22 protein-coding genes are annotated in these 23,031 nt (G+C 68.5%); 6 read left to right on the top strand and 16 right to left on the bottom strand.

The window, feature by feature from the left end; all coding sequences use genetic code 11:
* Positions 1 to 35: 35 nt before the first annotated feature.
* Positions 36 to 575: a CoxG family protein gene (locus ACWA7K_RS08150; RefSeq protein WP_456167398.1), complete on the top strand. Its 540-nt coding sequence runs from the start codon at positions 36 to 38 to the stop codon at positions 573 to 575.
* Between the two features lie 89 nt (positions 576 to 664).
* Here the strand turns inward: ACWA7K_RS08150 and ACWA7K_RS08145 are convergent, their stop codons facing one another.
* The 9 genes from ACWA7K_RS08145 to folE all read right to left on the bottom strand — a co-directional run bounded on the left by ACWA7K_RS08145 (position 665) and on the right by folE (position 9,461).
* Positions 665 to 2,203, bottom strand: a complete 1,539-nt coding sequence (locus tag ACWA7K_RS08145) for an alpha/beta hydrolase family protein (protein ID WP_456167396.1) — start codon at positions 2,201 to 2,203, stop codon at positions 665 to 667.
* A gap of 153 nt (positions 2,204 to 2,356) precedes the next feature.
* Positions 2,357 to 3,394 carry a biotin synthase BioB gene (bioB, locus tag ACWA7K_RS08140; protein WP_456167394.1) on the bottom strand — a complete coding sequence of 346 codons (1,038 nt, stop codon included), beginning with the start codon at positions 3,392 to 3,394 and terminating at the stop codon, positions 2,357 to 2,359.
* Positions 3,391 to 4,083, bottom strand: coding sequence for a dethiobiotin synthase (gene bioD / locus ACWA7K_RS08135; RefSeq protein WP_456167392.1), 693 nt, complete (start codon positions 4,081 to 4,083; stop codon positions 3,391 to 3,393). The genes bioB and bioD overlap by 4 nt, the downstream gene beginning before the upstream one ends.
* Positions 4,080 to 5,303: an aminotransferase class I/II-fold pyridoxal phosphate-dependent enzyme gene (locus tag ACWA7K_RS08130; protein ID WP_456167390.1), complete on the bottom strand. Its 1,224-nt coding sequence runs from the start codon at positions 5,301 to 5,303 to the stop codon at positions 4,080 to 4,082. The genes bioD and ACWA7K_RS08130 overlap by 4 nt, the downstream gene beginning before the upstream one ends.
* The gene (gene bioA / locus ACWA7K_RS08125) at positions 5,293 to 6,636 is read right to left on the bottom strand and encodes an adenosylmethionine--8-amino-7-oxononanoate transaminase (protein ID WP_456167389.1); all 1,344 of its coding nucleotides are present in this window, start codon (positions 6,634 to 6,636) and stop codon (positions 5,293 to 5,295) included. Before bioA ends, ACWA7K_RS08130 begins: the two co-directional genes overlap by 11 nt.
* Before the next feature lie 209 nt (positions 6,637 to 6,845).
* Positions 6,846 to 7,679 (bottom strand): DUF429 domain-containing protein, encoded by an 834-nt coding sequence (locus ACWA7K_RS08120; RefSeq protein ID WP_456167387.1) that lies wholly within the window; start codon positions 7,677 to 7,679, stop codon positions 6,846 to 6,848.
* Between the two features lie 39 nt (positions 7,680 to 7,718).
* A complete protein-coding gene (locus ACWA7K_RS08115) occupies positions 7,719 to 8,186 on the bottom strand; it encodes a MarR family winged helix-turn-helix transcriptional regulator (RefSeq protein WP_456167385.1) in 468 nt (155 codons plus the stop codon).
* Between the two features lie 55 nt (positions 8,187 to 8,241).
* Positions 8,242 to 8,667: a BLUF domain-containing protein gene (locus ACWA7K_RS08110; RefSeq protein ID WP_456167383.1), complete on the bottom strand. Its 426-nt coding sequence runs from the start codon at positions 8,665 to 8,667 to the stop codon at positions 8,242 to 8,244.
* 44 nt (positions 8,668 to 8,711) lie between these two features.
* The gene (gene folE, locus ACWA7K_RS08105) at positions 8,712 to 9,461 is read right to left on the bottom strand and encodes a GTP cyclohydrolase I (protein WP_456167381.1); all 750 of its coding nucleotides are present in this window, start codon (positions 9,459 to 9,461) and stop codon (positions 8,712 to 8,714) included.
* A 434-nt stretch (positions 9,462 to 9,895) separates the two neighbouring features.
* Here folE and ACWA7K_RS08100 point away from each other — a divergent pair, with 434 nt between their 5' ends.
* Positions 9,896 to 10,849 carry a hypothetical protein gene (locus tag ACWA7K_RS08100; protein ID WP_456167379.1) on the top strand — a complete coding sequence of 318 codons (954 nt, stop codon included), beginning with the start codon at positions 9,896 to 9,898 and terminating at the stop codon, positions 10,847 to 10,849.
* Between the two features lie 98 nt (positions 10,850 to 10,947).
* Positions 10,948 to 12,672, top strand: a complete 1,725-nt coding sequence (locus ACWA7K_RS08095; RefSeq protein ID WP_456167377.1) for an MFS transporter — start codon at positions 10,948 to 10,950, stop codon at positions 12,670 to 12,672.
* Positions 12,673 to 12,703: 31 nt separating this feature from the next.
* Here the strand turns inward: ACWA7K_RS08095 and ACWA7K_RS08090 are convergent, their stop codons facing one another.
* Entirely contained in the window at positions 12,704 to 14,365 is a 1,662-nt protein-coding gene (locus tag ACWA7K_RS08090; RefSeq protein WP_456167375.1) for an ATP-dependent DNA ligase, read from the bottom strand.
* Positions 14,366 to 14,627: 262 nt separating this feature from the next.
* Here ACWA7K_RS08090 and ACWA7K_RS08085 point away from each other — a divergent pair, with 262 nt between their 5' ends.
* On the top strand, positions 14,628 to 15,863 hold the full coding sequence (locus ACWA7K_RS08085; RefSeq protein WP_456210417.1) for a hypothetical protein: 1,236 nt from the start codon (positions 14,628 to 14,630) through the stop codon (positions 15,861 to 15,863).
* Between the two features lie 27 nt (positions 15,864 to 15,890).
* Here the strand turns inward: ACWA7K_RS08085 and ACWA7K_RS08080 are convergent, their stop codons facing one another.
* Positions 15,891 to 16,379, bottom strand: coding sequence for a thioesterase family protein (locus tag ACWA7K_RS08080; protein WP_456167371.1), 489 nt, complete (start codon positions 16,377 to 16,379; stop codon positions 15,891 to 15,893).
* 95 nt (positions 16,380 to 16,474) lie between these two features.
* Here ACWA7K_RS08080 and ACWA7K_RS08075 point away from each other — a divergent pair, with 95 nt between their 5' ends.
* Positions 16,475 to 17,212, top strand: a complete 738-nt coding sequence (locus ACWA7K_RS08075) for a DUF1624 domain-containing protein (RefSeq protein WP_456167369.1) — start codon at positions 16,475 to 16,477, stop codon at positions 17,210 to 17,212.
* 73 nt (positions 17,213 to 17,285) lie between these two features.
* On the opposite strand, the gene ACWA7K_RS08070 is transcribed toward ACWA7K_RS08075, so the two are convergent.
* The 5 genes from ACWA7K_RS08070 to ACWA7K_RS08050 form a co-directional block, all read right to left on the bottom strand.
* On the bottom strand, positions 17,286 to 18,110 hold the full coding sequence (locus ACWA7K_RS08070) for a peptidylprolyl isomerase (protein ID WP_456167367.1): 825 nt from the start codon (positions 18,108 to 18,110) through the stop codon (positions 17,286 to 17,288).
* Positions 18,111 to 18,221: 111 nt separating this feature from the next.
* Positions 18,222 to 18,515, bottom strand: coding sequence for a BolA family protein (locus ACWA7K_RS08065; protein ID WP_456167365.1), 294 nt, complete (start codon positions 18,513 to 18,515; stop codon positions 18,222 to 18,224).
* The gene (locus ACWA7K_RS08060) at positions 18,512 to 19,138 is read right to left on the bottom strand and encodes a septation protein A (protein ID WP_456167363.1); all 627 of its coding nucleotides are present in this window, start codon (positions 19,136 to 19,138) and stop codon (positions 18,512 to 18,514) included. Before ACWA7K_RS08060 ends, ACWA7K_RS08065 begins: the two co-directional genes overlap by 4 nt.
* A gap of 92 nt (positions 19,139 to 19,230) precedes the next feature.
* The gene (gene msrB, locus ACWA7K_RS08055; protein WP_456167361.1) at positions 19,231 to 19,659 is read right to left on the bottom strand and encodes a peptide-methionine (R)-S-oxide reductase MsrB; all 429 of its coding nucleotides are present in this window, start codon (positions 19,657 to 19,659) and stop codon (positions 19,231 to 19,233) included.
* Between the two features lie 28 nt (positions 19,660 to 19,687).
* Complete coding sequence (locus tag ACWA7K_RS08050; protein WP_456167359.1) at positions 19,688 to 21,214, bottom strand: protein adenylyltransferase SelO; 1,527 nt, start codon at positions 21,212 to 21,214, stop codon at positions 19,688 to 19,690.
* A 117-nt stretch (positions 21,215 to 21,331) separates the two neighbouring features.
* Here ACWA7K_RS08050 and ACWA7K_RS08045 point away from each other — a divergent pair, with 117 nt between their 5' ends.
* The gene (locus ACWA7K_RS08045) at positions 21,332 to 22,990 is read left to right on the top strand and encodes a 3-(methylthio)propionyl-CoA ligase (protein WP_456167357.1); all 1,659 of its coding nucleotides are present in this window, start codon (positions 21,332 to 21,334) and stop codon (positions 22,988 to 22,990) included.
* Positions 22,991 to 23,031: the final 41 nt, after the last annotated feature.

Raw genomic sequence — 23,031 nt, 5'->3', positions numbered from 1 at the left:
CACCCGCATCCCTTCAACCTGCCCCGGAACACACCATGCAACTCGAGAACACCCAGACCCTGCCCGTCTCCCAGGCCATCGCGTGGGAGAGCCTCAACGACATGAGCCTGATCCAGCAGGCGATCCCCGGCTGCGAGGGCATCGAGACGGTCGGCGAGAACCAGTACGAGGTGGTGGTCGTGGCCGCCATCGGCCCGGTCAAGGCCAAGTTCAAGGGCAAGCTGCACATCAGCGACATCGTCTCGCCGACGTCCTACCAGCTCGCGTTCGAGGGCCAGGGCGGCGCGGCCGGTCACGGCAAGGGCACGGCACAGGTCACGCTGAGTGCGCAGGGCGACCACGAGACGCTGCTGACCTACAGCGTGCACGCGACGGTCGGCGGCAAGATCGCCCAGATCGGCTCGCGCCTGGTCGACATGGCCGCAGCCAAGATGGCCAAGGAATTCTTCGAGAAGTTCAACAACGCCCTGACCCAGCGCCACGCGCCGCCAGTCGAGGCCAGCGCAGACGCCGATGCACCGGCGGAAACGACCGAGAAAAAGGGCTGGTTCAAGAAGCTGGTCGGCAAGGCCTGAAGCTTCTTGCGCCCAGGAAAAAGGCCGGCGTGAGCCGGCCTTTGTCGTGCAAGGCCGGCACGTGGCCGGCCAGGGTTGGTCAAGGTTGGTCAGGGCGCGGTGGCCAGCACCGTGCGGAAGAAGCCGGCGGTCGACGCGGTGCAGAACGGGGCCACGGTGGCGTGGTAGTTCTGGGCCACGGCGGTCGCACCACCGGCGGTGTTGATCGCCGCGATCGCCGTCTGGAAGCCGACCTTGGCCGCCGCGAACGGGTCGGCGCCACCGCCCGATGCGGTCTCGAGGTCCAGCGTCGTCACCGTGCCGGTCGGCAGCGGCAAGGTGCCGAACCACGCCGCCTGCAGCTGGGTGTTCGCATAGAACACTGTCGGGTCGTTCGCACCGCCGCACATGAACACCGGGAAGGCCGGTGCCCAGCCGCCACGCAGGTCGTTCTGCTTGGCACGTGCGCGCAGCGGATGGCCGGTCACGCAGGCGGTCGGCGCAGCGGCCGTGCAAGGATTGGCTGCGGCATCGGCCAGCACTGCATTCGCGTAGGTGTTGTTGATCAGGCCCAGACCCGTCGTGGTGCTGTACAGCGGCTGGAACTGTGCGGTGGCGAGCGGGTAGGCGTTGGCCGTGTTGTCGAACAGCGCCGCCTGCGGCACCTTGCCGGTGGTGAACAGCTGGGTGGTCGTCAGCGTCGACGGCATCAGCGTCTCGATGCCGGTCGCGTAGGCGGTGTTGTAGACGTCGCTGGCCGTGTTGTAGATGTCGCCGTAGGAGCGCTTCCAGCTGGTCGTCAGCAGCGGCGCGAACAGCGTGCCGCCGACGATCGGGTTGCCGCCGAAGATCGCGTCGGCGAACTTCGCCAGTGCGTAGGGGCCGCTGCCGCCGGCCACGGCGGTGACCGGCTGGCCGGCCAGACGCAGCGCCTTGGCGGTCGCCATTGCCACGTGGCCGCCTTGCGAGTAGCCGGTGATCAGCAGCTTGCCGTTGTCGCTGGTGCCGTTGGCGATCTTGGCGAGCGCCTGCCGGCCGGCCGACAGCGCGTCGATCATGTCCTTGGACTGCTGGTCGGCGTTGAGGTAGGGGTGGTAGCTCAGCGCCGAAGCCTCGTAGCCGGCGTAGTTCGGGGCCACGACGATCATGCCCTGGGCCGCGTACAGCGCCGCGATCAGGCCGGCTTCACCGCCGGCAGCATTGGTGCTGCCCAGCAGCGCGATGTTGTAGTCCTTGGCGGTGGTCGTGCCGTGGGCGTGCAGCACGATCGGCTTGGCGCCGGTGCAGGCCGCGCCGCCGGTGGGGATCATCAGCGCGCCGGTCGCGTTGGTCTTCTCGCCGGCACCGCCGACGGTCCCGTACTGGATGTAGCGCAGGTCGATGCCGCAGGGCAGGTTGGCGTTCGCGTCGGCGGGATTGAGTCCTGCCAGCTGCAGCAGCTGCTGACCCGAGGAAGACGCCCGCAGCTGCGCCGAGAACTGCGCCGCCGTCAGGCTGGCCAGCTGCGTCGGCGGGTTGCGCTGGATCGTGCCGCGGTCGTTGGTCAAGTTGAGCGTCACCTCGCTGCTGTCACTGCCCCCACCGCAAGCGGCCAGGGAAAGCAGGGCTGCGGCGGCAAGCACGCCGGGGATGAAACGGGTAGGGCGCATGGTGGGCGTCGTCGTGGTGAAGTTGAATAGCACGACCGTGCTATTTGCATCAGTATCGACTTCGTAACCCTGCGGTCACAAATGGTGGAAACCCTTCAGCGTCGGCCGCAGACGACGAAAAACGCGCAGCCCGGGAACCGAAGCGGGCTGCGTTCAGGCGGGCAGGTCCAGACCCTCCCGGGTCATCGCGCTGTCGGCTTCGCTGGCTCCGTGCATCCCCAGCCTGTGCAGCAGCTGTCGGTCCCGGTCCGCCTGCGGGTTGCGGGTCGTCAACAGCCGGTCGCCATAGAACATGCTGTTGGCGCCGGCCAGGAAACACAGCGATTGCAGGCTCTCGGGCATCTCTTCCCGGCCCGCCGACAGGCGCACCATCGCGCGCGGCATGCAGATGCGGGCCACGGCGATCATCCGAACGAACTCGAATGAATCCAGCGGCGTGGCGTCCGCCAAAGGCGTTCCTTCCACCCGCACCAGGTTGTTGATGGGCACGGATTCAGGATAGGGATCCAGATTCGCGAGTTGCACGATCAGCCCGGCACGCTGGCGACGTGTTTCGCCCATGCCGACGATCCCGCCGGTGCAGACCTTCAAACCCGCCTCGCGCACCCGGGCCAGGGTATCGAGCCGGTCCTGGTAGGTCCGGGTCGTGATGATCTGGCCATAGAACTCGGGGGCCGTGTCCAGGTTGTGGTTGTAGTAGTCCAGGCCAGCTTGCTTGAGTTGTTCGGCCTGAAGATCCGCCAGCATGCCGGCGGTCAGACATGTTTCGAGCCCCAGCGCCTTGACCTCGCGGACTATCGTCCCGAGTTGCGCCATGTGCCGTTCCTGCGGTGAACGCCAGGCTGCGCCCATGCAGAAACGCGTCGCACCACTGGCCTTGCCTTCCTTGGCGGCCTGCAAGACCTCTTCCAATGGCAAGAGTTTTTCCGCCTTCAGACCCGTGTCGAAATGTGCCGACTGGGGACAGTATTTGCAGTCTTCCTCGCAGCCCCCGGTCTTGATCGACAGCAGGGTTGAAAGCTGGATGGCGTTCGGGTCGAAGTTCTCGCGGTGGACCTGCTGGGCTCGGAAGATCAGGTCGTTGAAGGGCAGTTCGAACAAGGCGTTGACGGCATCAACCGTCCACGGTCTTGCCTGGCGGCGCTCTGCATCGGTCGTGGGCGTCAGGGTGTTGATCTGATTCGTTTTCATGTGGTTTCCAAGGCTTGCCGCAGAAGATCGCGGTTCAAATGCGCCGCAACGGCGGCGGGATCCGGTTCCGGCAGGCGAGGAACCTGTCCCCAGCAATCTGCCTTCAGCCGGACCGACAAGGCGGCGAGGTTTTCTTCGACATGGCGCATGACAGGGTCAACGGTATTGGCGACCCACGCTGCCAAGTGCAAGCCGCGTGAGCGCAGGGCGGCGGCCGTCAACAAGGCGTGGTTGAGGCATCCCAGCCGCAAGCCCACCACCAGGATGACGGGAAAGCCCAGATTGACTGCCAGGTCAGCGGTATCCCAGGTATCGGTCAGCGGGACCTGAAACCCCCCGACGCCTTCCACGAATGCGACGTCGGCCAGGTTCAAGGTCTGCCTGACGTCGGCCAGCAGCGATACACGGTCGATGGTCTTGCCTTCCAGCGTGGCCGCGATGTGTGGCGCGCAGGGCATGCGCCATTGCATCGGTCCAGCCTGCGCATCGGAAAGGGGGACGCTGGAAGCGGAACGCAGTCGCAAGACGTCTTCGTTGACCCAACGATCCGCCACGAAATCCTGCCCGGCCGACACGGGTTTGATGGCCAGGCTGCGCAGACCGAAACCGGCCGCCAGACAGGTCAAACCTGCGGTGACGGCGGTCTTGCCGATCTCCGTGTCGGTGCCGGTGACAAAGTAGGCTTTCAAACAACCGCCATGCCCTGCACGGCCGTTTCCAGCCCATTCAGGAGGCGGTCGATGTCGTCCGAGTCATGTGTGGCACACAAGGTGATGCGCAGACGCGCCTGGCCCGCCGCAACGGTCGGCGGACGGATACCCGGGACCCGAATGCCCGACGCCTCCAACCTGGCGGCGAGATTCATGGTGGTGTCGTTTCGACCGATGATCACGGGTTGTATCGGAGTGGTCGATTCAACCAGACGCCAGCCCAGCTCAGGATGCCGGTTCAGCAGGTATCGCAGACCTTCACGCAACTGAATCTGTCGACGGGCCAGATGGACACGGCGATGCTGACCGACTTCGCCTTCGATCAGATCCAGGCTGGTCAACAAGGCATGGGCGACGGCTGGCAACGAGGCGGTCGTGAAGATATAGGTGCGGGCGCTCTGGATCAGGTATTGGATGATGCGTTCATGTGCGGCCACGAATGCGCCGGACAAGCCGGCCGCTTTCCCGAGCGTGCCCACCAGGATCAGGCGATCACTGGACAGACCGACGTGTTCCAGCGCACCCCGACCGCGATGGCCCAGAACACCGAAACCGTGCGCGTCGTCGAGGATCACCCAGGCGTCGTGTTCCTCGGCCAGTTCCAGCAGTTCGGGCAATGGGCCGATGTCGCCATCCATGCTGAAGACGGTGTCGCTGACGATCAGCTTGATCCTGGCCTTGCTGTTCTCCAGAAGTTTGCGCAACTCGGCCACATCGGCATGGGCATATCGTCGGACCGTCGCCTTGGCCAGGCGCATGCCATCGATCAGCGAGGCATGGTTGAGTTCATCTGAAAAGAACTCCGCCTCAGGATCACCGAGTGCCGTGGTGACGGCCAGATTGGCCATGTAGCCTGTGCTGAAGCTCAGCACGCGAACCGCGGGGATGTTGGGTTCGAACCAGGTCGCCAGGCGGTTTTCGAGATCCACGTGCGCTTGTGTATGTCCGCTGATCAGATGTGACGCGCCGGCGCCACCGGACCAGATTCGTGCGCCTTCCGACAAGGCTTCTGCGATGCGTGGGTGAGAGGCCAGGCCGAGATAATCGTTGGAGCAGAACATCAGCTGTTCGGAGCGCCTGCCATGCGAATCTCGCACGGTTTGACGAGGTGCCGCAGGTGATTCGGCAATCCGCAGGACACGGGTCTGATGTCTGGTGGATATTTCATCCAGCTTCGTTTGCAGGTGTTCAAGCAGCATCGTTCAAGACCTCCTGCAAGGTGGCCCGGACGGCACCGGCCAGGTAGGCCGCAGTTTGCTGGTCGATGACATAGGGTGGCATCAGATAGACCGTCGCACCGATCGGTCGAATGAGCAGCCCATGCTGTCGTGCAGCCATGTGAAAACGTTCGCTGAACCGGTCGCCGGGGTCGGCGATATCGAAGGCGAGGATCATCCCGCGTTGGCGCATGTGGGTAATTCGGGGGTTTTCCGAAAACGACGCAAAAGCCTCGGCCAAGCAGATCGACTGGGACCGGTTGGCGTCGACCTGTCCGGAATCAAACCGGTCCAGCACCGCATTGGCCGCCGCACAAGCCAGGGCATTGCCGGTGTAGGAATGCGAATGCAGGAAGCCGCGTGTCACGTCTTCGCTCCAGAAGGCGCGGTAGACGGCATCGGTGGTCAGGACCAGAGACAGGGGCAAGGTGCCGCCCGTGATGCCCTTGGACAGGGTCACGAAATCAGGCCATTGTTCGGTGTCGACCTGTTCCCATGCCAAGAACGTCCCGGTGCGCCCACAGCCCACCGCAATCTCGTCGGCAATCAGGTGGATGTCGAACTCGCGCGTCAACGACCGCACCGCGCGCAAATAGGCGGGGCTGTGCATGACCATGCCGGCGGCACATTGCACCAGCGGTTCCAGAATGAAGGCGGCGATGTGATGCCCGCGGTTTTCGAACAGGCCCCGAAGCGCGGCCAGAGCGGAATCTTCGTTTCCCAGTCGGCTGTCGGGTGACTCGACCACGTGGGAACGCATCAGCATCGGATCGTAGGCGTCTCGGAACAGCGCCACGTCCGTGACAGAGAGCGCGCCGATCGTTTCTCCGTGGTAGCTGTTCTTCAGGCAGACAAACTCCTGCTTCTGAGCTTGACCCAGGTTCTTCCAGCTATGGAAACTCTGCTTGAGTGCGATTTCAACGGCGCTGGCACCGTCGGAAGCAAAAAAGACATGGCCGAGCGCACCGCCGGTGTGCGCGCTCAGTCGTTCCGCCAGACGCACCGCCGGTTCATGGGTGCAACCGGCCAACATGACATGCGGCAACAGGTCGAGCTGACGTTTGATGGCCGCATGGATCTTGGCGTCGGCATGACCAAACAGGTTCACCCACCACGAGCTGTTGGCGTCGAAATACGGCCGGTCACTGTCATCGAACAACCAGGGGCCCATGCCGCGGACCATCGGAATCGGTCGAATATCCTGCGCCCGTGCCATTTGTGTGCAAGGATGCCAGATGGCAGACAGGCTGCGGGTATCCAGGGATTGGGCTGGTGTCGACGCCGTCGCGTCGGTTGGATGATGGGGAATCTGCATCGATGATCATGGGCATGGCCAGTGGCAATATCTCGAAGTTTCCTTCGAGGCGCTGGCGGATCCATTTATCGAACTCCGCACCCCATTTTTATAATCATCGCCAGACGGTCGTGCAATGACCGTCATCGGTCAGTTGGCAAAACCCATGATTTCGGCAATGGGAAAATGTCGGAGCCCCTGACGACGGGTCCGTGGCGAGTTCGGGCAGGTCAGCGTTCGGGCTGGACGGTCGCGATCCAGCCTTCGAGCGGATCGACGTCGGCCGGCCAGCCGTGACGCGGTCGGCCGATGGTCCAGCCGGCCTGCAGCAGGCACAGCACCGCGTCGATCGCATCGCCCTGGCGGTCGTCGAGCAGGTGCTGGCGCCACGCGGGGGCGACGGACAGACGCAGTCCGAGGGTCGGCGCGCCGGCCTCCAGCCGCGTCAGCAGCGTGGCGCGGGTGGCGTCGCGGTCGGGTGTCTGCTTGTTCGGGTCGTCGCTCTTGTAGGACGCCCGACCGACCAGCGCGCGGGCGAGGTGGCCGGGATAGGCCTCCAGCGCGGCTCGGGCCGGATCTCCCGGATGCAGGCCCGGCAGGTTGCAGCCGGCGTCCAGCAGCGCCGCCACGCCGGCGTGCAGCATGTAGGCGACGGGTGGGTTGACCCACTTCATCGACGGCGACGAGCCGGCCGGGCCGTCGCAGGCACGGTGGGCGAACTTGCCGCCGGGCGGCCGGGCGTTGCAGAACGCGGCGAAAGTGGCGCGGATCGTCGCGCGGTCCAGCGCCAGGTAGTGCCGCATCAGCGCGTGCCAGTCGGTCGGCCAGCCGAGCGACTCGACCAGCTCGCGCGGCAGGCCGAAGGGCAGGTCGAAGCCGCCGAGCCAGGGGCCGGGCTCGCGCAGCAAGGTGGCAAAGCCGGCTTCGTCCGGACAGAAGCGCAGGCCGGTCACGTGGACGGTGTTGCCGTGCCGATGGCCTTCGGCGACGACGATGGGCTTGCGCCGGGTCGGCCGGCTGCTGAAGTCGACACCCAGCAGGCGCAGGGCCGGAGCGGCGGTCATCCGGGTGTCTCGGGCTTGGCGGGTGTCCGTCGACCGGTGTCAGTCGGCCGACACGCCCGGTGGCACGCTCGCATGGCCTTCGACCAGCGTGCGCAGCATCGCCATGAAGACGGCGCGGTCGGCTTCGGGCAGCGGCGCGAGGATCTGTTCCTGGGTCGCCCTGACGCCGGGCATGACGTCGTGGAGCAGCGCCTCGCCGGCCGGTGTCACGGTCAGCAGCCGCACGCGACGGTCGTGGGGCGCGAGGTTGCGCTGGATGAGGCCGCGACGTTCGAGCCGGTCGATCACGCCGCCGATCGTCGAGGTGTCGAAGCCGATGGTGTCGGCCAGCGTGCGCTGGTCCAGGCCGGGTTGTTCATGCGTGGCGATCAGGGCGGCGAACTGGACCGGTGTCAGGCCCTGTTCGGCCGTCCGGGCCATGAAGATCGCCACGGCGGCCTGTTGAAGCCGGCGGATCAGGTAGCCGGGCTGGACTTGGAGGAAGGGACGTGGCGTCGGGTCGACCATGTGGTGCGTCTGGCGGTTGCGGCTGCGGATGGGCGCCGCATCGTAGCCGGGCCGGTCAGCCCGCCCGACCGACGATCGAGGCCGTCGCGATCAGCTCCTCGAGCATCGCCATCGACACCGCACCGGGCACGCCGAAGGGATCGAGCACCGGGCGCTCGCTGTACTTCAGCACGATCGAGGGGTTGATGCGCGCCAGGTTGACCTGGCCCATCGTCCAGCCGGAGAAGCTGCGTTCGGCGATCTCGGCGTAGTGCAGCAGCGTGACGTCTTGGTGGCGCGGATCGCCGGCGATGCGGTTGTAGAGCTGGTTGACCGGCTCACGTCCGCCTTCGAGCACCTGCAGGAAGACGTCGCCGCCGTGGCAGAGGATGCCGGTGATGCCCATCGCCGGGTTGGTCACCCGTGAACGCGCCAGGATGGCGTCGATCACGTCGGGTGTGACCGCGTTGGCGCGGCTCGCATACAGCAGTCGGACGAGCATGGATGGCTTTCGGTCGTGTTCGGTGGAGGGTGGATCGGCGCAGGTCAGGACTTCTTGCGATGCAGCAGCGAGAGGAACTCGCGCCGCAAGTTGGCGTCCTTCAGGAACGAGCCCCGCATGACACTGTTGATCATCTTGGAGTCCATGTCCTTGACGCCGCGCCAGCCCATGCAGAAATGGTCGGCTTCCATCACGACGGCCAGGCCGTCGGGCTGCATCTTGGTCTGCAGCAGGTCGGCGACCTGGGTGACGGCTTCCTCCTGGATCTGCGGCCGGCTCATGATCCAGTCGGCCAGGCGGGCGTACTTGGACAGGCCGATCAGGTTGGAGTGCTCGTTGGGCATCACGCCGATCCACAGCTGGCCGACGATCGGGCAGAGGTGGTGCGAGCAGGCGCTGCGCACGGTGATAGGGCCGACGATCATCAGCTCGTTGAGGTGCTCGACGTTCGGGAACTCGGTCGTCGCGGGGGCCGGCGAGTAGCGGCCCTTGAAGACCTCGCGCACGTACATCTTGGCGACGCGGCGGGCGGTGTCCTGGGTGTTGTGGTCGCTGTCGGTGTCGATCACGAGGCTGGACAGCACGGCGGCCATCTTCGATTGCACTTCATCGACCAGCGCGTCGAGTTCGCCGTCCTCGATGAACTCGGCGATGTTGTCGTTGGCATGGAAGCGCCGCTGGGCCGCCCGGATGCGCGCGCGGATGCGCTGGGAGACCGGCACGCCCTCGGCCGGCGTGTGGTCGTCGGCGTCGTGGCGGTGATCGAGGTCAGGCAGGAGGGAAGAGGTGGACATGGCGTGATCGTGGGTCTCGGGTTCGGCCCCGTCCGGGTGCGGCAACCGTGTCGGACGACTGTATCAGCGGCCCTCCAACCGGCGTCGGCGTGAGGCTGTCGGCGGCGCCATCGGCCGGTCACTGGCTCATCGGATGGGCCAGTCCCGCGACGGCAACCCGCGCAAATCGCACTTTGAAGCCCTGAGGCGGTGATTTTCCCGGCTGACCGCCCCTGCATGTGCGGGGGGTCGTCAGCATGCACTGCATTGATCCGGCACAGACTCGGCACATCCGATCAGGCTTACCTGAGTCGTCAACCCAGGCATGCACCAGACATGCCCGCCCGGAGATCGCATGCACCCACCGACCCTCGACCCACGCGCGCCCGCCGTCCGCCGCCCGATGACCGCTCCGGCGGCATCGACCCCGTCCTGCAGCGCGGAGGCCTGACACCATGGCCCTCGATCCGCAGGCCCAACGCCGCCGTGCCGCCGTCGCGGTGCTTTCCCCGGTGCTCGACGAGAACGCGCTGATGCAGGCGCTCTGGCAGGTCCAGGACGGCATGCGCGGCGACGCCGTGTCCGACATCATCCGCGTCGTCGATGCGGTGGCGCGCCAGCACATGCTCGACGCTGCCGTCTGCCGGCGCCTCTACAACGACTTCTACAAGGCGCTGCGCGAGGCCGAGGACCGCCTGCCGTTCGACCCGTGGCCGGCGATGCAGGCGATGCGTCCGGCGGCCGCGCCGGCGCCGGCCCCCGTCTACGCCCCGCCGCCGCAGGTCGCGCCGGCGTACTGGCAACAGCCGCAGCAGCCCGCGCCGATGTATGCGCCGCCGATGGGTCAGCCGTATGGCCAGCCGATGGCGCCCGCGATGAGCCCGCCCGGCTACCCGCAGGGCACCATCATCGGCTACGCCCTGAACGGCCAGCCGATCTATGCGCCGCCGGACGGCCAGCAGCCCGGCTGGGTCGCGCCGGCCGCCGCAGCGGTCGCCGCCGCCGCACCGGTCGCGCCGCCGCCCGTGCCGGAGCCGGTCATCGCGGCCGAGCCGCCGGTCGTCTTCGGCGCGGTGATGCGCGAGCTCGTCAGCGAGGTCTACGCCTTCCACCGCGATGCCCTCGACGAGGTCCAGCGCGATGCCATGAAGGCACTGGTCGGCTCGCGCGTGACCGCCGGCCTGCAGGCCACCTTCAAGGACGCCTGGGGCCGCGCCCGCCAGCACGACTGGCAGCTGCAGGGCAGCCATGCCGACCTGGCCGAGCTGACCAAGGTGATGTATGCGGCGCTCAACGAGGCCTTCGGCCGCGTCGGCGCCGACCAGATCCTGCAGCGCGCGATCGGCATGGCCGAGAGCCTGCCCGAGGCGCGCCAGTTCTCGCCCAAGCGCCTGATGGCCGCGATGTGAACCCGTCCCGCGCAGCCATGGCCCGCCGCCGGCTGCGCCCCTGAATGCCCACCGCCGCCGGCCGTCCACCGGCGGCAGACCGATCCTGGAGCCTGAACATGGCCGATTTCTCTGAAAGCAAGTTTGACGACGGCCACCAGCCGATGACCGCCGAGGAGCGCAAGCTCATCTTCGCGTCGTCGCTGGGCACCGTCTTCGAGTGGTACGACTTCTACCTGTACGGCGCGCTGGCCGGCATCATCGCCCGCCAGTTCTTCTCGGGCCTGGACCCGACGTCGGCCTTCATCTTCGCGCTGCTGGCCTTCGCGGCCGGCTTCATCGTGCGACCGTTCGGCGCGCTGTTCTTCGGCCGCCTGGGCGACATGATCGGCCGCAAGTACACCTTCCTGGTCACCATCCTGATCATGGGCGGCTCGACCTTCCTGGTGGGCATCCTGCCGAGCTACGCCAGCATCGGCGTGGCCGCGCCGGTCATCCTGATCGCGCTGCGCCTGGCACAGGGTCTGGCCCTTGGCGGCGAATACGGCGGCGCGGCAACCTACGTCGCCGAACACGCACCGCAAGGCAAGCGCGGCGCCTTCACGGCCTGGATCCAGACCACCGCGACGCTGGGCCTGTTCCTGTCGCTGATCGTCATCCTCGGCACCCGCCAGGCGCTGGGCGAGGCCACCTTCGCCGACTGGGGCTGGCGCATCCCGTTCCTGATCTCGATCGTGATGCTCGGCGTCTCGGTCTGGATCCGCCTGTCGATGAGCGAGTCGCCGGCCTTCCAGAAGATGCAGGACGAGGGCAAGACCTCCAAGGCGCCGCTGTCGGAATGTTTCGGCCAGTGGAAGAACCTGCGCATCATCCTGCTCGCCCTGTTCGGCCTGGTCGCCGGTCAGGCGGTCGTCTGGTACACGGGCCAGTTCTACGCGCTGTTCTTCCTGACCAGCGTGCTGAAGGTCGAGGCCTCGACGGCCAACATGCTGGTGGCGCTCGCGCTGCTGCTGGGCACGCCGTTCTTCGTGATCTTCGGCACCGTGTCGGACCGGATCGGCCGCAAGCCCATCATCATGGCCGGCCTGCTGCTGGCGGCGGTGACCTACTTCCCGCTGTTCAAGGCGCTGACGCAGGCCGCCAACCCGGACCTGGCGCGGGCCCAGGCCGGCGCGCAGATCGCGGTCGTGGCCGACCCGGCGACCTGCTCGTTCCAGGGCAGCCCGATCGCCCGCGAGATCGACTTCACCAGCGCCTGCGACATCGCCAAGCGCGGTCTGGCGCAAAGCTCGGCCAGCTACAGCAACCAGGCCGCACCGGCGGGCACCGCCACGCACATCCTGATCGCCGACCAGCGCATCGAGGTGCCGACCGCCACGCTCAACGCCGAACGCAACCAGTTCAGCGCCGAGTCGTCGGCCCAGATCGCGGCGTTCCGCAAGGCGCTGTCCGAAGGCATGGTGGCCGCCGGCTACCCGACCAAGGCCGACCCGGAGAAGATCGCCAAGTTCGAGATCGTGCTGATCCTGACCGTGCTGGTGATCTACGTGACGATGGTCTACGGCCCGATCGCCGCAACCCTGGTCGAGCTGTTCCCGACCCGCATCCGCTACACCTCGATGAGCCTGCCCTACCACGTCGGCAACGGCTGGTTCGGCGGTCTGATGCCCACCATCGCCTTCGCCATGGTGGCCCAGAACGGCAACATCTACCACGGCCTGTGGTACCCGGTGGTGATCGCGCTGGCGACCTTCGTGATCGGCATGCTGTTCGTGCGCGAGACCAAGGACGTCGACATCTACGCCAAGTTCCTCTACTGGCACCCGAACCGCGTGCGCCGCTGAGCGGCCCCGCGCTGAAGCCTGGCGCCGCCGCTCAGCCGGTCGGCGCCAGCAGCGTCGCCAGGTCGGCGATCTCGTGCGGCGCCACGCCGTCGAGCACGCCTTGCAGGCGCGGCGAGCGCAGCACCACGCCGCTGCGGCGGCGGCTGCTGGCTTCGAGTCCATCGAAGGCCAGCGCCAGCACCAGGCCCGGTCGCAGGCTGCGCACCGGGCCGTGGCGCGCCACGGTGGTCGCCCGGACCAGACGGTCGACCTGGCGCCGTTCGGCATCCCCCAGACCCTCGGCCGTGCGACCCAGCGGCACGAGTTCCAGGCCGCTGCCGCTCGCGTCGCGGGGGGCCTGCCGCGCGATCGCGTCCAGCACGGCCTCGGCCTCGGCCGCGTCGGCCGGCCGGCGGTTCCAGACCGCCAGCGTGCAGTCCACGTAGAGCCCGGCATCGCGCCCTGTCCCCGCCTGCGCATGCAGCAGCAGCGCCGGCACCACCTGCGGCGGCGCGGGCAATCGCCAGCATGCGCCGTCATCCCCATAGCCCGCCGACAGGCGTTGCAGCAGCAGGCCGGCCGCGCCGTCCCAAGTCTCGGGCGGACACGGATCGGCCAGCGTCCACAGCGGGGAAGGGTGCTGCGCCAGCCAGCCTTCCAGCCGCTGCCGACGCCGGGCGTAAGGCCACGTCCGCAGGTCCTCGCCGTCGATGGCCAGCAGGTCGTGCAGCCGCAGCCGTGCGGGTGCGCGGGCGATCTGTGCGGGCGTGGGTGACGGCGCCGTCGCACCGCGACCGATGCGCGGCTGCAGCGTGCCGCCGGCGCGGGCCGGCAGCAGTTCGCCTTCGAGCCCCCAGCTTCCCGGCCGCCGCGCCGCCTCGGCCACGAGTTCCGGAAACGCCGCATCGAGCAGCCGCGCGCCGTCGGCCCACAGCCGCGTCTCCGACGGGCTGCGGACCAGCTGGACGCGCCAGCCGTCGTGGTCGCGGCAGACCAGCCAGTCGTCGACCGAACCCAGCAGGGCCGGATCCGCCTGTTGCAGCCTCGGCCAGGCCGGCAGGCGCTCGGGGGCCGGGGCGGCGGTGGCATCCGGTGGCGCCAGCAGGGCTTGCCAGGCCAGGCTGTCGTCCGGCCGGCCGGTCTTGTGCGCCCGGGCATACCAGTCGGCCCAGCGCCGTGCCAGCGTGTCGACCGGTAGGCCAGCCTGGGCAGCCAGCGCCCGCTGGATCACGTCGGCGCCCGGCCGAAAGCGCCAGCGGCCGGCGCTCAGCTGCACCGCCAGTTCCAGCGCGAGCGGGCCGGCCGCACGCCAGGCGGCAGGCAGTCCGGCGATCTGTTCGTCTGCCGTCCGGCCTTGCAAGGGCCGCAGGCTGTGCGCGATCCAGGCTGCCAGACCGGGCGATGGGCTTGTTTCGTCCCCGGACCCCGACAGCAGCAGGGCCAGCGCCTGCGGCAGGTCGCCAGCCGCCTGGACGCTGGCCTCGAACAGCCAGTCCGGCAGGCCGCTGGCCTGACGCGCCGCCTCGTGCAGCACCCTCGCCGGCACGGCCGGGCGCAGGGGCCGGCCGCCGGCCATCAGGTAGACCAGCCAGGCGGCATCGTCGGGCGACAGCGCATCGAGCAGCGCCGCCAGCGCGGCGACCGGGTCGGCGGCGCCGTCCAGGGTCAGGTCGTGGGCCTGGGCGTGACGCGCGATGAGGTCGAAGCTGGACATCGCACTAGCTTACCGGGCCGCCTTGTTCCCCCATTCGGGCCTGCGATGGGTCATTTCACCGATGTGTTTGGGGGATGCAACCCGATCCTGAACGACTCGGCCATCCCCCGTTCGCGGGGTGCGGCGTCGAAACCGTCAGCAAGTGTTCTAGAGTGCTTCGAGACTTATTGCGCAGCTCGGCTGGCGCGATCGACGGTGGGGCATGACCCGGTCTGGCAAATCGAGCGACACGGGCAAACGAGGGATCGAGACGATGAGAACGATGCGATTGGGTGCCGTGGCCGGCGGGCTGCTGATCGGCATGGTGATGGTGGCGCTGGCCGCCGAGCGGGTCGTCACCCTGTGGCAGGCGCCCGAGGCCGCGCGGCTGGCGGGCGCGAGCGCCGACATCCGCCTGCTGCTGGCCGGCGCGGTGGTGGCCTGGGCCTTGGCGATCGCGGTGGCGCTGCTGCACCTGGTGTCCCGCCAGGACCGCATCGCCGAACAGGAGGCCCGCCTCGGCCGCATGCTGTCGGAGCAGGAAGTCCACCTGGCCGCCCGCTGCCGCGAGCTGAGCGCGCAGCTGATGCACAGCCGTGAGGTCGTCATGAACGACATGGTCTCGCTCGACACCGCGCAGCAGCATCGCCAGGGTCTGCAGGAGATGCGTTTCGCCAGCGTCGAGGCTTCCCTGAAGCGCATCGACGACACGATCACCGAACGCCTGGAAGGCGTGGCCGTGCTGGTCAGCCAGCACCTGCAGGCGATCGGCAGCCGTCAGGTCGGCGCCGATGCCGCGTTGGCCGGACCGGCCCTGGAACAGCACCTGCAGCGCATCGACCGCCAGCTGGCCAGCCGGCTCGACGAGCTGGAGTCGCGCATGACGCAGCCGGCGCCGCTGGGCGGCCTGTCCGGTGGCACCAGCGGCTTCGTCGACTTCGACCCGTTCTCGCCGGTGGCCGCCTATCACGCCGGAGGCACGGGCGCGGACGACGCCACGCTGCGCCAGCTGACCGAGCGGGTCGCCCACATCGACGGCCGGCTCGAACAGATCACCGCCCAGACCCGCCACGACATCGCCGAACTCGGCGCGATGCTGGTCCGGCTGGATCGGCGCCTGGATCACCCGGTCACCGGCCACGGCAGCGCGGACGTCGGGCCGGCGGTCGATGCCGCCTTGCGCCGCGTCATCGAGTCGCTCGGCCGCCGCCTGGACGGCATCGAGGTCTGGCTGCGCCAGCACGGCGAACACGTCGGCCTGGCCTTCACCGACCTGTCGCAGCGGCTGGAAGTCCGCCCGGTCAACAACTCGGTGTTCGACGACTTCGCCGCCGGCAGCTCGGCCATGCCGCTGGACTCCACCTTCGGCGCCGTCGCGGCGGGCCCGAACGCGCTGCAGTCGCTGATGCTCAACCTGGCGCACCTGCAGGTCGACCTGAGGGCCGAACGCAGCCAGCTGCGCAAGCGCCTGCGTGACCTCGGCGGCGACCTGCCGCCGGCCGCCGCATCGGGAACCTGAGGCGCGCCGGCCCGGTCAGGCGACCGGTCAGCTGACGATGTAGGCCCCCGCGCCGGTGGCGATCAGCACGCCGCTGTCGTTGCTCAGGCGCATCTGCACCGATGCCACGCGGCCACCGAGCTTGGTGACCGCCGCGCTGGCGACGAAGTGCGAGCCGAGGCCCGGCCGCAGGTAGTCGACGCGCATGTCGATCGTGCCCAGCCGCGCGAAGCGGTGCAGGACCTGATCGGCGTTCTCGTCCGCATGCTTGTGGGCGATGGCGAGCATCACCGCGTTGCCGCCGGCCGCATCGAGCGCCGCCGCGATCACCCCGCCATGCAGCCGACCGTAGAGGTAGTGCCCGATCAGGTCGGGTCGCATGTCGAAGCGCATGCGGTAGTCGTGCGGGTCCATCGACTCGGTGTGCAGCCCCAGGACCTCGTTGAAGCGGATGCGCTGGTCGAACAGCTCGCGCAGCGTGGCGTCGACGCGTTGTTGCTCTTCGGCAGATCGGGGGGGCAGGGCGGCTAGTGTCATGGACGGCGGTGGACGTGGCTCGGGCGAGCGTTCTCGGGCGGGCGCGATGGTAGGGGCTGCGACCTTCGCCGGCCTTGCTCGGCTATCGTGCCGGCATGACTCCCGAGCGCACGTCGCCCCTTGCCAGCCGCCACGAGCGGCTCGATGCCCTGCGGGGCTTCGCGATGGTCTGGATGACCGTCTTCCACGGCACCTTCGACCTCAACAACTTCCGCCTGATCGCCCCGCAGGACTTCTACCGCGATCCGTTCTGGACCGGGCAACGGCTGGTGATCGTCTCGATCTTCCTGGCCTGCGCCGGTGCCGCGCAGGCGGTGGCCCTGCAGCAGGGACTTGGCTGGACGCGCTTCCGGGCACGCTGGTGGCGCATCGCGGCTTGCGCGGTGGCCGTCAGCATCGGCTCGTGGTGGATGTTCCCGCACAGCTGGATCAGCTTCGGCGTGCTGCACGGCATGGCGGTGATGCTGCTGCTGACGCGCTGGATCGCGCCGTGGCCGGGCATGGCGCTGGCCACCCTGGCGGTGGCGGCGCTGGCAGCGCCGCAGCTGCTGGCCGATCCGTTCTTCGACAGCCGCTGGACCAACTGGATCGGCCTGGTGACCCACAAGCCGCGCACCGAGGACTACGTGCCCGTGCTGCCCTGGCTCGGCGTGATGCTGGCGGGCTTGCTGGCCTGCCGGACCTTGCTGAAGCACCGGCCTCAGGCGCTCACGGGCCCCTTGCCCCGCCCGCTGCGGCCGCTGGCCTGGCTGGGCAGCCGGTCGCTGGGCTACTACATGGTCCACCAGCCGTTGCTGATCGGGCTGTGCATGGCCTGGGTCGCCTTGCGTTGAGCGCATGAAAAAGGGCGCCCGTGGCGCCCTCCGGTTCCGACAGGGCCACCGGTTGCCCGGTGACCCGTCCGCATCACTGCGCGAACTTGTAGTCGGTCTTGGCCTTGCTGCGCAGGTCCTCGCGGAACTTGCCGATCTTGGCCTGCTGCAGGCGCTGCTGGAGCTGGCCCTTGACCTCGTCGAGGCTCGGGAACTGCGCCTCGCGCACGTCTTCCAGCAGGATCACGTGGAAGCCGAACTGGCTGCGCACCGGCTCCTGCGTGTAGCCGCCCTTGGCCAGCGCGACCATGGCCTGCGAGAACTCGGGCACGTAGTTGCCCGGCGCGGCCCAATCCAGGTCGCCGCCGTTCTGGGCCGAGCCCGGATCCTTCGACGCCTTCTTGGCCAGGTCCTCGAACTTGGCGCCGCCCTTCAGTTCGGCGATCAGCGCCTTGGCCTCGTCTTCCTTCTCGACCAGGATGTGGCGGGCGTGATATTCCTTCTCGCCGGCCGTGGCCTTGACCTTGTCGTACTCGGCCTGCACGTCGGCGTCGGTGACCGGGTTCTTCTTCTGGTAGTCGGCGAAGAGCTCGCGGATCAGCAGGCTCTGGCGCGCGATCTCCATCTGCGTCTTGTATTCCTCGTTGCGCTGCAGGCCGCGCTTCTCGGCTTCCTGCACGAAGATCTCGCGCAGCACCAGCTCGTCCTTGACCTGGCGTTCCAGCTCAGGCGTGCGGGGCTGGTTGCCCTGCTTGGTGATCTGCGTCATGAAGGACTCGAAGCGCGCGGTCGGCACGCCCTTGCCATTGACGATGGCCACGTTCTGGGCCTGCGACACGGCCGGCAGCAGGGCGACGGCGAGGGCGGCGGCGGGAACGGCGCGAAGCAGTGCGCGCAGGGCGAGGGGAAGCTGATGCATGGGAGGAAACACCTTGATTGGATTGAAACCGGGCGGGTCGAGGACGGCGCGAAACCGTTGGCCTTCCGGCGGCGGACTGGATCGAAGCTGGCGGTCGGGTGGGGGTGCGACTCAGGGTTGCTGAGCGGTGTCCTGGCCCTCGTCCGCATCGATGGCCAGCGCATGGATACCGCTGTCCATCAGATCCTTCAGGGCATCATACACAAGGCGATGCCGGGCCAGACGGGCCTTTCCGGCGAATGCGGGGGCACGGATCACGACCGTGAAATGCCCCCCGCTGGCCGCGCCGGCATGGCCTGCGTGGGCGGCGCTGTCGTCGCGCACCGACAGGCTCTGCAGCGGCGCGATGCGCTCGCGCAGACGCGCCTCGATGTCGGCGGCGGACACCTTGGCCGGCGCGCTCACGAGGTCTGCTCCGGCTTCATGTGGCGGTGCATGTAGAAGCCCTGGCCGACCATGAAGACCAGCATCAGGCCCATGCCGCCGAAGGCCTTGAAGGTCGCCCAGGTGCTGGTGCTGAAGGTGTAGGCGACCCAGATGTTGAGCACGCCCATGAAGGCGAAGAACGCGGCCCAGGCCCAGTTCAGCCGTTGCCACGCGAACTCGGGCAACTCGATCTGGCCGCCCAGCATGCTGCGCAGCAGGTTCTTGCCGGCAACGATCGGCGCAAGCAGGAACGCCAGCGACATCACGCCATAGAGCACCGTCGGCTTCCACTTGATGAAGGTCTCGCTGTGGAACCAGATCGTGGCACCGCCCATCACCGTCACCAGCCCCAGGCTGACCCACAGCATCGTGTCGACCTTCTGGCCGCGCAGCTTGAGCCAAAGGACCTGCGCCAGCGTGGCCAGGATGACCACCACCGTGGCGAGCAGGATCGGCGCCTCGGTCGGCCCGACGACACCACCGGAGACCAGGCCGCCGAGGTGCTCGGTGGCGAACGTGGCTGCCGCATCGCTGCGTCCTTCGGCGAACTTGAAGGTCGTGAAGAACAGGATGATGGGCAGGAAATCGAGCAACAGCTTCATGCGCGGGCAGGGTCTCGGGGACCGTCGGAAGGAGGGCGGATTATCGCGACGGCGCCCGAGCCGCCCGGGGTGGCCGGCTCAGGTGCGCGGTCTCACTCGGGCTGGCGCGGCGCGAAGTCGATCGAGGCCGAGTTGATGCAGTAGCGCTCGCCGGTCGGCTCCGGCCCGTCGTCGAAGACGTGGCCGAGGTGGGCGCCGCACTGCGCGCAGCGCACCTCCACGCGCGTCATGCCGTGGCTGTGGTCGACCAGGCGTTCGACCCGCCCGGGCACCATCTCCTCGCTGAAGCTGGGCCAGCCGCAGCCGGCATCGAACTTGGTGCCGGCGTCGAACAGGACGGCCTCGCAGCAGACGCAGCGGTAGCTGCCGTCGGCCCAGTGGTCCCAGTAGCGGCCGGTGAAGGCACGCTCGGTGGCGCATTCGCGGGTCACGGCGTATTGCACGCGGTCGAGCTTCTCGCGCCATTCGGCTTCGGGCTTGCGCACCGGGTAGTCGGGTGCGTCGGTGGGCTTGGTGCTCATGTCGGGTCTTTCGAAGAAGGCGTTGGACTCAGGACGAGCAGGACACTTCCAGGCCCGCCGCCCAATCCGGTGGCAGGGCGGTGGCGTGTTGCCAGGCTGGGTCGTCGGGCCGCTCGTCGAACGGTTGTCGCAGCAGCCGGGCCAGTTCTTTCAGCACGTCGACGTTGCCGTCGCGGGCCGCCTGGATCGCCTCCTCGGCCAGGTGGTTGCGCAGCACGACGGCCGGGTTGGTGCGCAACATGCGGGCGCGCCGGGCACCGTCGTCGCTGCCTTCGGCATGCAGGCGTTGCAGGTAGCGCGACAGCCAGGCGTCGAAGGCCGCGCGGTCCAGGAACAGGTCGCGCACCGGCCCCGCCGCCTCGGCCGGCGACAGGCCTTCCGCGCTGCGCACGCCGGCCATGCGGCGCCAGGTCAGCGTGTAGTCGACCTTCGTCGTCGCCATCAGCTGCAGCAGGTCCTCGATCAGCACGCGGTCCTCGGGGCGTTCGACCGTCAGCCCGAGCTTGGCGCGCATCAGCGCGTCGAGGGCGACCGGGAAGATCTCGCGGAAGGGCTGCAGCGCCTCGCCCAGCACCTCGGCGGCCTGTTCGGGCTGGGCGTTGACCAGCGGGATCAGCGCCTGCGCCAGCGCATGCAGGTTCCACCACGCGACCTGCGGCTGGCGCGCATAGGCGTAGCGGCCGCGTTCGTCGGAGTGGTTGCAGATGTGGCCCGGGTCGAAGCCGTCGAGGAAGCCGAACGGGCCGTAGTCGATGGTCAGCCCGAGGATCGACATGTTGTCGGTGTTCATCACGCCGTGGCAGAAGCCGACCGCCTGCCACTGCGCCATCAGCTCGGCGGTGCGGCGCGAGACACATTCGAGCAGCGCGACCGCCGGTTGCGCCGACTCCCGGCAGGCCGGCAGGTGGTGGTCCAGCACGTGGTCCATCAGGTGGCGCAGGGCGTCATGCTGGTCGTGGTGGCAGAAGTGCTCGAAGTGGCCGAAGCGGATGAAGCTCGGCGCCGTGCGGGTCACGACCGCGGCGGTCTCGATCTCCTCGCGCCGCACCGGCAACGGTGAGCCGACCAGCGCCAGCGCCCGCGTGGTCGGGATGCCCAGCGCGGCCATCGCCTCCGAGCACAGGTACTCGCGGATCGACGAGCGCAGCACCGCGCGGCCATCGGCGCGGCGCGAATACGGCGTCATGCCGCTGCCCTTGAGCTGGATCTCGCGCGTGCCGTGCGGCGTCTCGACCTCGCCCAGCAGCAGGGCGCGGCCATCCCCCAGCTGCCCGGCCCAGACACCGAACTGGTGGCCGCTGTAGACCGTGGCAAAGGGCTGGCTGCCGGGCCAGGACGGTCCGCCGCTGTGGGCGTCCAGGGCGAGCGGGTGACGCCACCAGTCGGCCGGCCAGCCGAGCTCTTCAGCAGCGTCATCGCTGGTCGCCAGCCACTCGGGTTGCGGCACCGGCTGCCCGTTCATCGCGCGGCCAAAGGTCGCGCCGAGGGCTGCGTGGCGGTTCAGCCAGGTCAGCGTGGCGGGGTCGAACGAGGTCGTCTGGAGCGGAGCAAGCATCGGATCATGTTATCGACCGGCTTGCAGCCCCGACGCCGCTCAGGGTTAGTCCGACCCTCACCGACCCGAAGGCGCTTCCTATAGTCCGCCAGCACGACGAACCCCCATGGAGACCCGATGAGCACGACGAACCACCTGCCGCTGGCCGGCCGCATGATGCAGATGCCCCTGCTGATCTCCGGGTTGCTGACCCATGCGGCGCGCCACCATGGCCGTACCGAGGTGGTCTCGCGGCGCTGCGAAGGCGACACGCACCGCAGCACCTGGGCCGAGGTCGAACAGCGTTCCCGCCAGCTCGCGCAGGCCCTTGCCGCGCTGGGCACGCAGCCAGGTGACCGCATCGGCACGCTGGCCTGGAACAGCCATCGGCACCTGGAGATCTACTACGCGGTGTCGGGCTCGCAGCGGGTCTGCCACACCATCAACCCGCGCCTGTTCCCCGAGCAGATCGCCTGGATCGTCAACGACGCGGCCGATCAGGTCCTCTGTTTCGACCTGACCTTCCTGCCGCTGGTCGAGAAGCTCGCGCCGCACCTGAAGACGGTGCGCCACTACGTGCTGATGACCGACCGCGCCCACATGCCGGCGCAGACCGCGCTGCCCGGGCTGCTGTGTTTCGAGGAACTTGTCGCGGCGCAGGACGGCGACTACGTCTGGCCCGAGTTCGACGAGAACAGCGCATCGAGCATCTGCTACACGTCGGGCACCACCGGCAACCCCAAGGGCGCCGTCTACAGCCACCGTTCGACGGTGCTGCACGCGATGGGCGCGGCGCTGCCCGATGCGATGGGCTGCTCGACCGGCGACGTGATCCTGCCGGTCGTGCCGATGTTCCACGTCAACGCCTGGGGCCTGCCGTATGCCTCGGCGCTGGTCGGCGCCAAGCTGGTGTTCCCCGGGCCGCACCTCGACGGTGCCTCGGTGCACACGCTGATGGAGGAAGAGGGCGTCACCTTCAGCGCCGGCGTGCCGACCATCTGGCTGGGGCTGCTCAACCACGTCAAGTCCAAGGGCGCCGGCTTCTCGACCTTCCGCCGCACGGTGATCGGCGGCTCGGCCTGCCCGCCGGCCATGATGCGGGCCTTCGAGGAACTGGGCGTGCGCGTGATCCACGCCTGGGGCATGACCGAGATGTCGCCGCTGGGCACGCTGGCCAGCCTGAGCGCGGCCCAGCGCAAGCTGCCGGCCGACGAGCAGCGCCGCATCCTGGAGAAGCAGGGCCGCGTCATCTACGGCGTCGACATGACCATCGTCGGCGACGACGGCCGCGTGCAGCCCTGGGACGGCCACACCACCGGCGACCTGCTGGTGCGCGGCCACTGGGTCATCGAGCGTTATTTCGGCCGCGACGACAGCCCGCTGCGCGAGGTCGACGGCCAGCACTGGTTCCCGACCGGCGACGTCGCCACGATCGACGCCGATTGCACCATGCAGATCGCCGACCGCAGCAAGGACGTCATCAAGTCCGGTGGCGAGTGGATCAGCTCGATCGAGCTGGAGAACATCGCCATGTCCCACCCCGACGTGGCCGAGGCCGCCGCCATCGCCTGCGCCCACCCGAAGTGGGACGAGCGCCCGCTGCTGGTGGTCGTGCGCAAGGCCGGCGCCAGCGTCACCCGCGAGGCCCTGCTGGCCCACTACGACGGCCGCATCGCGAAGTGGCAGGTGCCCGATGACGTCGTGTTCGTTGACGAACTCCCGCACACGGCGACGGGCAAGCTGTTGAAGACGAAGTTGCGGGAGCAGTTCAAGGGGCATGTGCTGCCGGGCGTCTGACGATCTGCTTGGGTTGGCGCGCACAATCGGCTGGCGCGGGA

This window comes from Leptothrix mechoopdaensis (SeqCode) (assembly GCF_053893855.1).
Note: the sequence above shows the minus strand (reverse complement) of the source record. Positions and strands in the feature narration are given on the sequence as shown.

Coding starts and splice junctions, on each gene's coding strand:
- msrB (WP_456167361.1), bottom strand. CDS start 19,659: ATGAGCACCAAGCCCACCGACGCACCCGACTACCCGGTGCGCAAGCCC.
- ACWA7K_RS08085 (WP_456210417.1), top strand. CDS start 14,628: ATGCGATTGGGTGCCGTGGCCGGCGGGCTGCTGATCGGCATGGTGATG.
- ACWA7K_RS08130 (WP_456167390.1), bottom strand. CDS start 5,303: ATGCTGCTTGAACACCTGCAAACGAAGCTGGATGAAATATCCACCAGA.
- ACWA7K_RS08145 (WP_456167396.1), bottom strand. CDS start 2,203: ATGCGCCCTACCCGTTTCATCCCCGGCGTGCTTGCCGCCGCAGCCCTG.
- ACWA7K_RS08110 (WP_456167383.1), bottom strand. CDS start 8,667: ATGCTCGTCCGACTGCTGTATGCGAGCCGCGCCAACGCGGTCACACCC.
- ACWA7K_RS08075 (WP_456167369.1), top strand. CDS start 16,475: ATGACTCCCGAGCGCACGTCGCCCCTTGCCAGCCGCCACGAGCGGCTC.
- ACWA7K_RS08120 (WP_456167387.1), bottom strand. CDS start 7,679: ATGACCGCCGCTCCGGCCCTGCGCCTGCTGGGTGTCGACTTCAGCAGC.
- bioA (WP_456167389.1), bottom strand. CDS start 6,636: ATGCAGATTCCCCATCATCCAACCGACGCGACGGCGTCGACACCAGCC.
- ACWA7K_RS08070 (WP_456167367.1), bottom strand. CDS start 18,110: ATGCATCAGCTTCCCCTCGCCCTGCGCGCACTGCTTCGCGCCGTTCCC.
- ACWA7K_RS08045 (WP_456167357.1), top strand. CDS start 21,332: ATGAGCACGACGAACCACCTGCCGCTGGCCGGCCGCATGATGCAGATG.
- bioB (WP_456167394.1), bottom strand. CDS start 3,394: ATGAAAACGAATCAGATCAACACCCTGACGCCCACGACCGATGCAGAG.
- ACWA7K_RS08060 (WP_456167363.1), bottom strand. CDS start 19,138: ATGAAGCTGTTGCTCGATTTCCTGCCCATCATCCTGTTCTTCACGACC.
- ACWA7K_RS08115 (WP_456167385.1), bottom strand. CDS start 8,186: ATGGTCGACCCGACGCCACGTCCCTTCCTCCAAGTCCAGCCCGGCTAC.
- ACWA7K_RS08080 (WP_456167371.1), bottom strand. CDS start 16,379: ATGACACTAGCCGCCCTGCCCCCCCGATCTGCCGAAGAGCAACAACGC.
- ACWA7K_RS08150 (WP_456167398.1), top strand. CDS start 36: ATGCAACTCGAGAACACCCAGACCCTGCCCGTCTCCCAGGCCATCGCG.
- ACWA7K_RS08100 (WP_456167379.1), top strand. CDS start 9,896: ATGGCCCTCGATCCGCAGGCCCAACGCCGCCGTGCCGCCGTCGCGGTG.
- ACWA7K_RS08050 (WP_456167359.1), bottom strand. CDS start 21,214: ATGCTTGCTCCGCTCCAGACGACCTCGTTCGACCCCGCCACGCTGACC.
- ACWA7K_RS08095 (WP_456167377.1), top strand. CDS start 10,948: ATGGCCGATTTCTCTGAAAGCAAGTTTGACGACGGCCACCAGCCGATG.
- folE (WP_456167381.1), bottom strand. CDS start 9,461: ATGTCCACCTCTTCCCTCCTGCCTGACCTCGATCACCGCCACGACGCC.
- ACWA7K_RS08090 (WP_456167375.1), bottom strand. CDS start 14,365: ATGTCCAGCTTCGACCTCATCGCGCGTCACGCCCAGGCCCACGACCTG.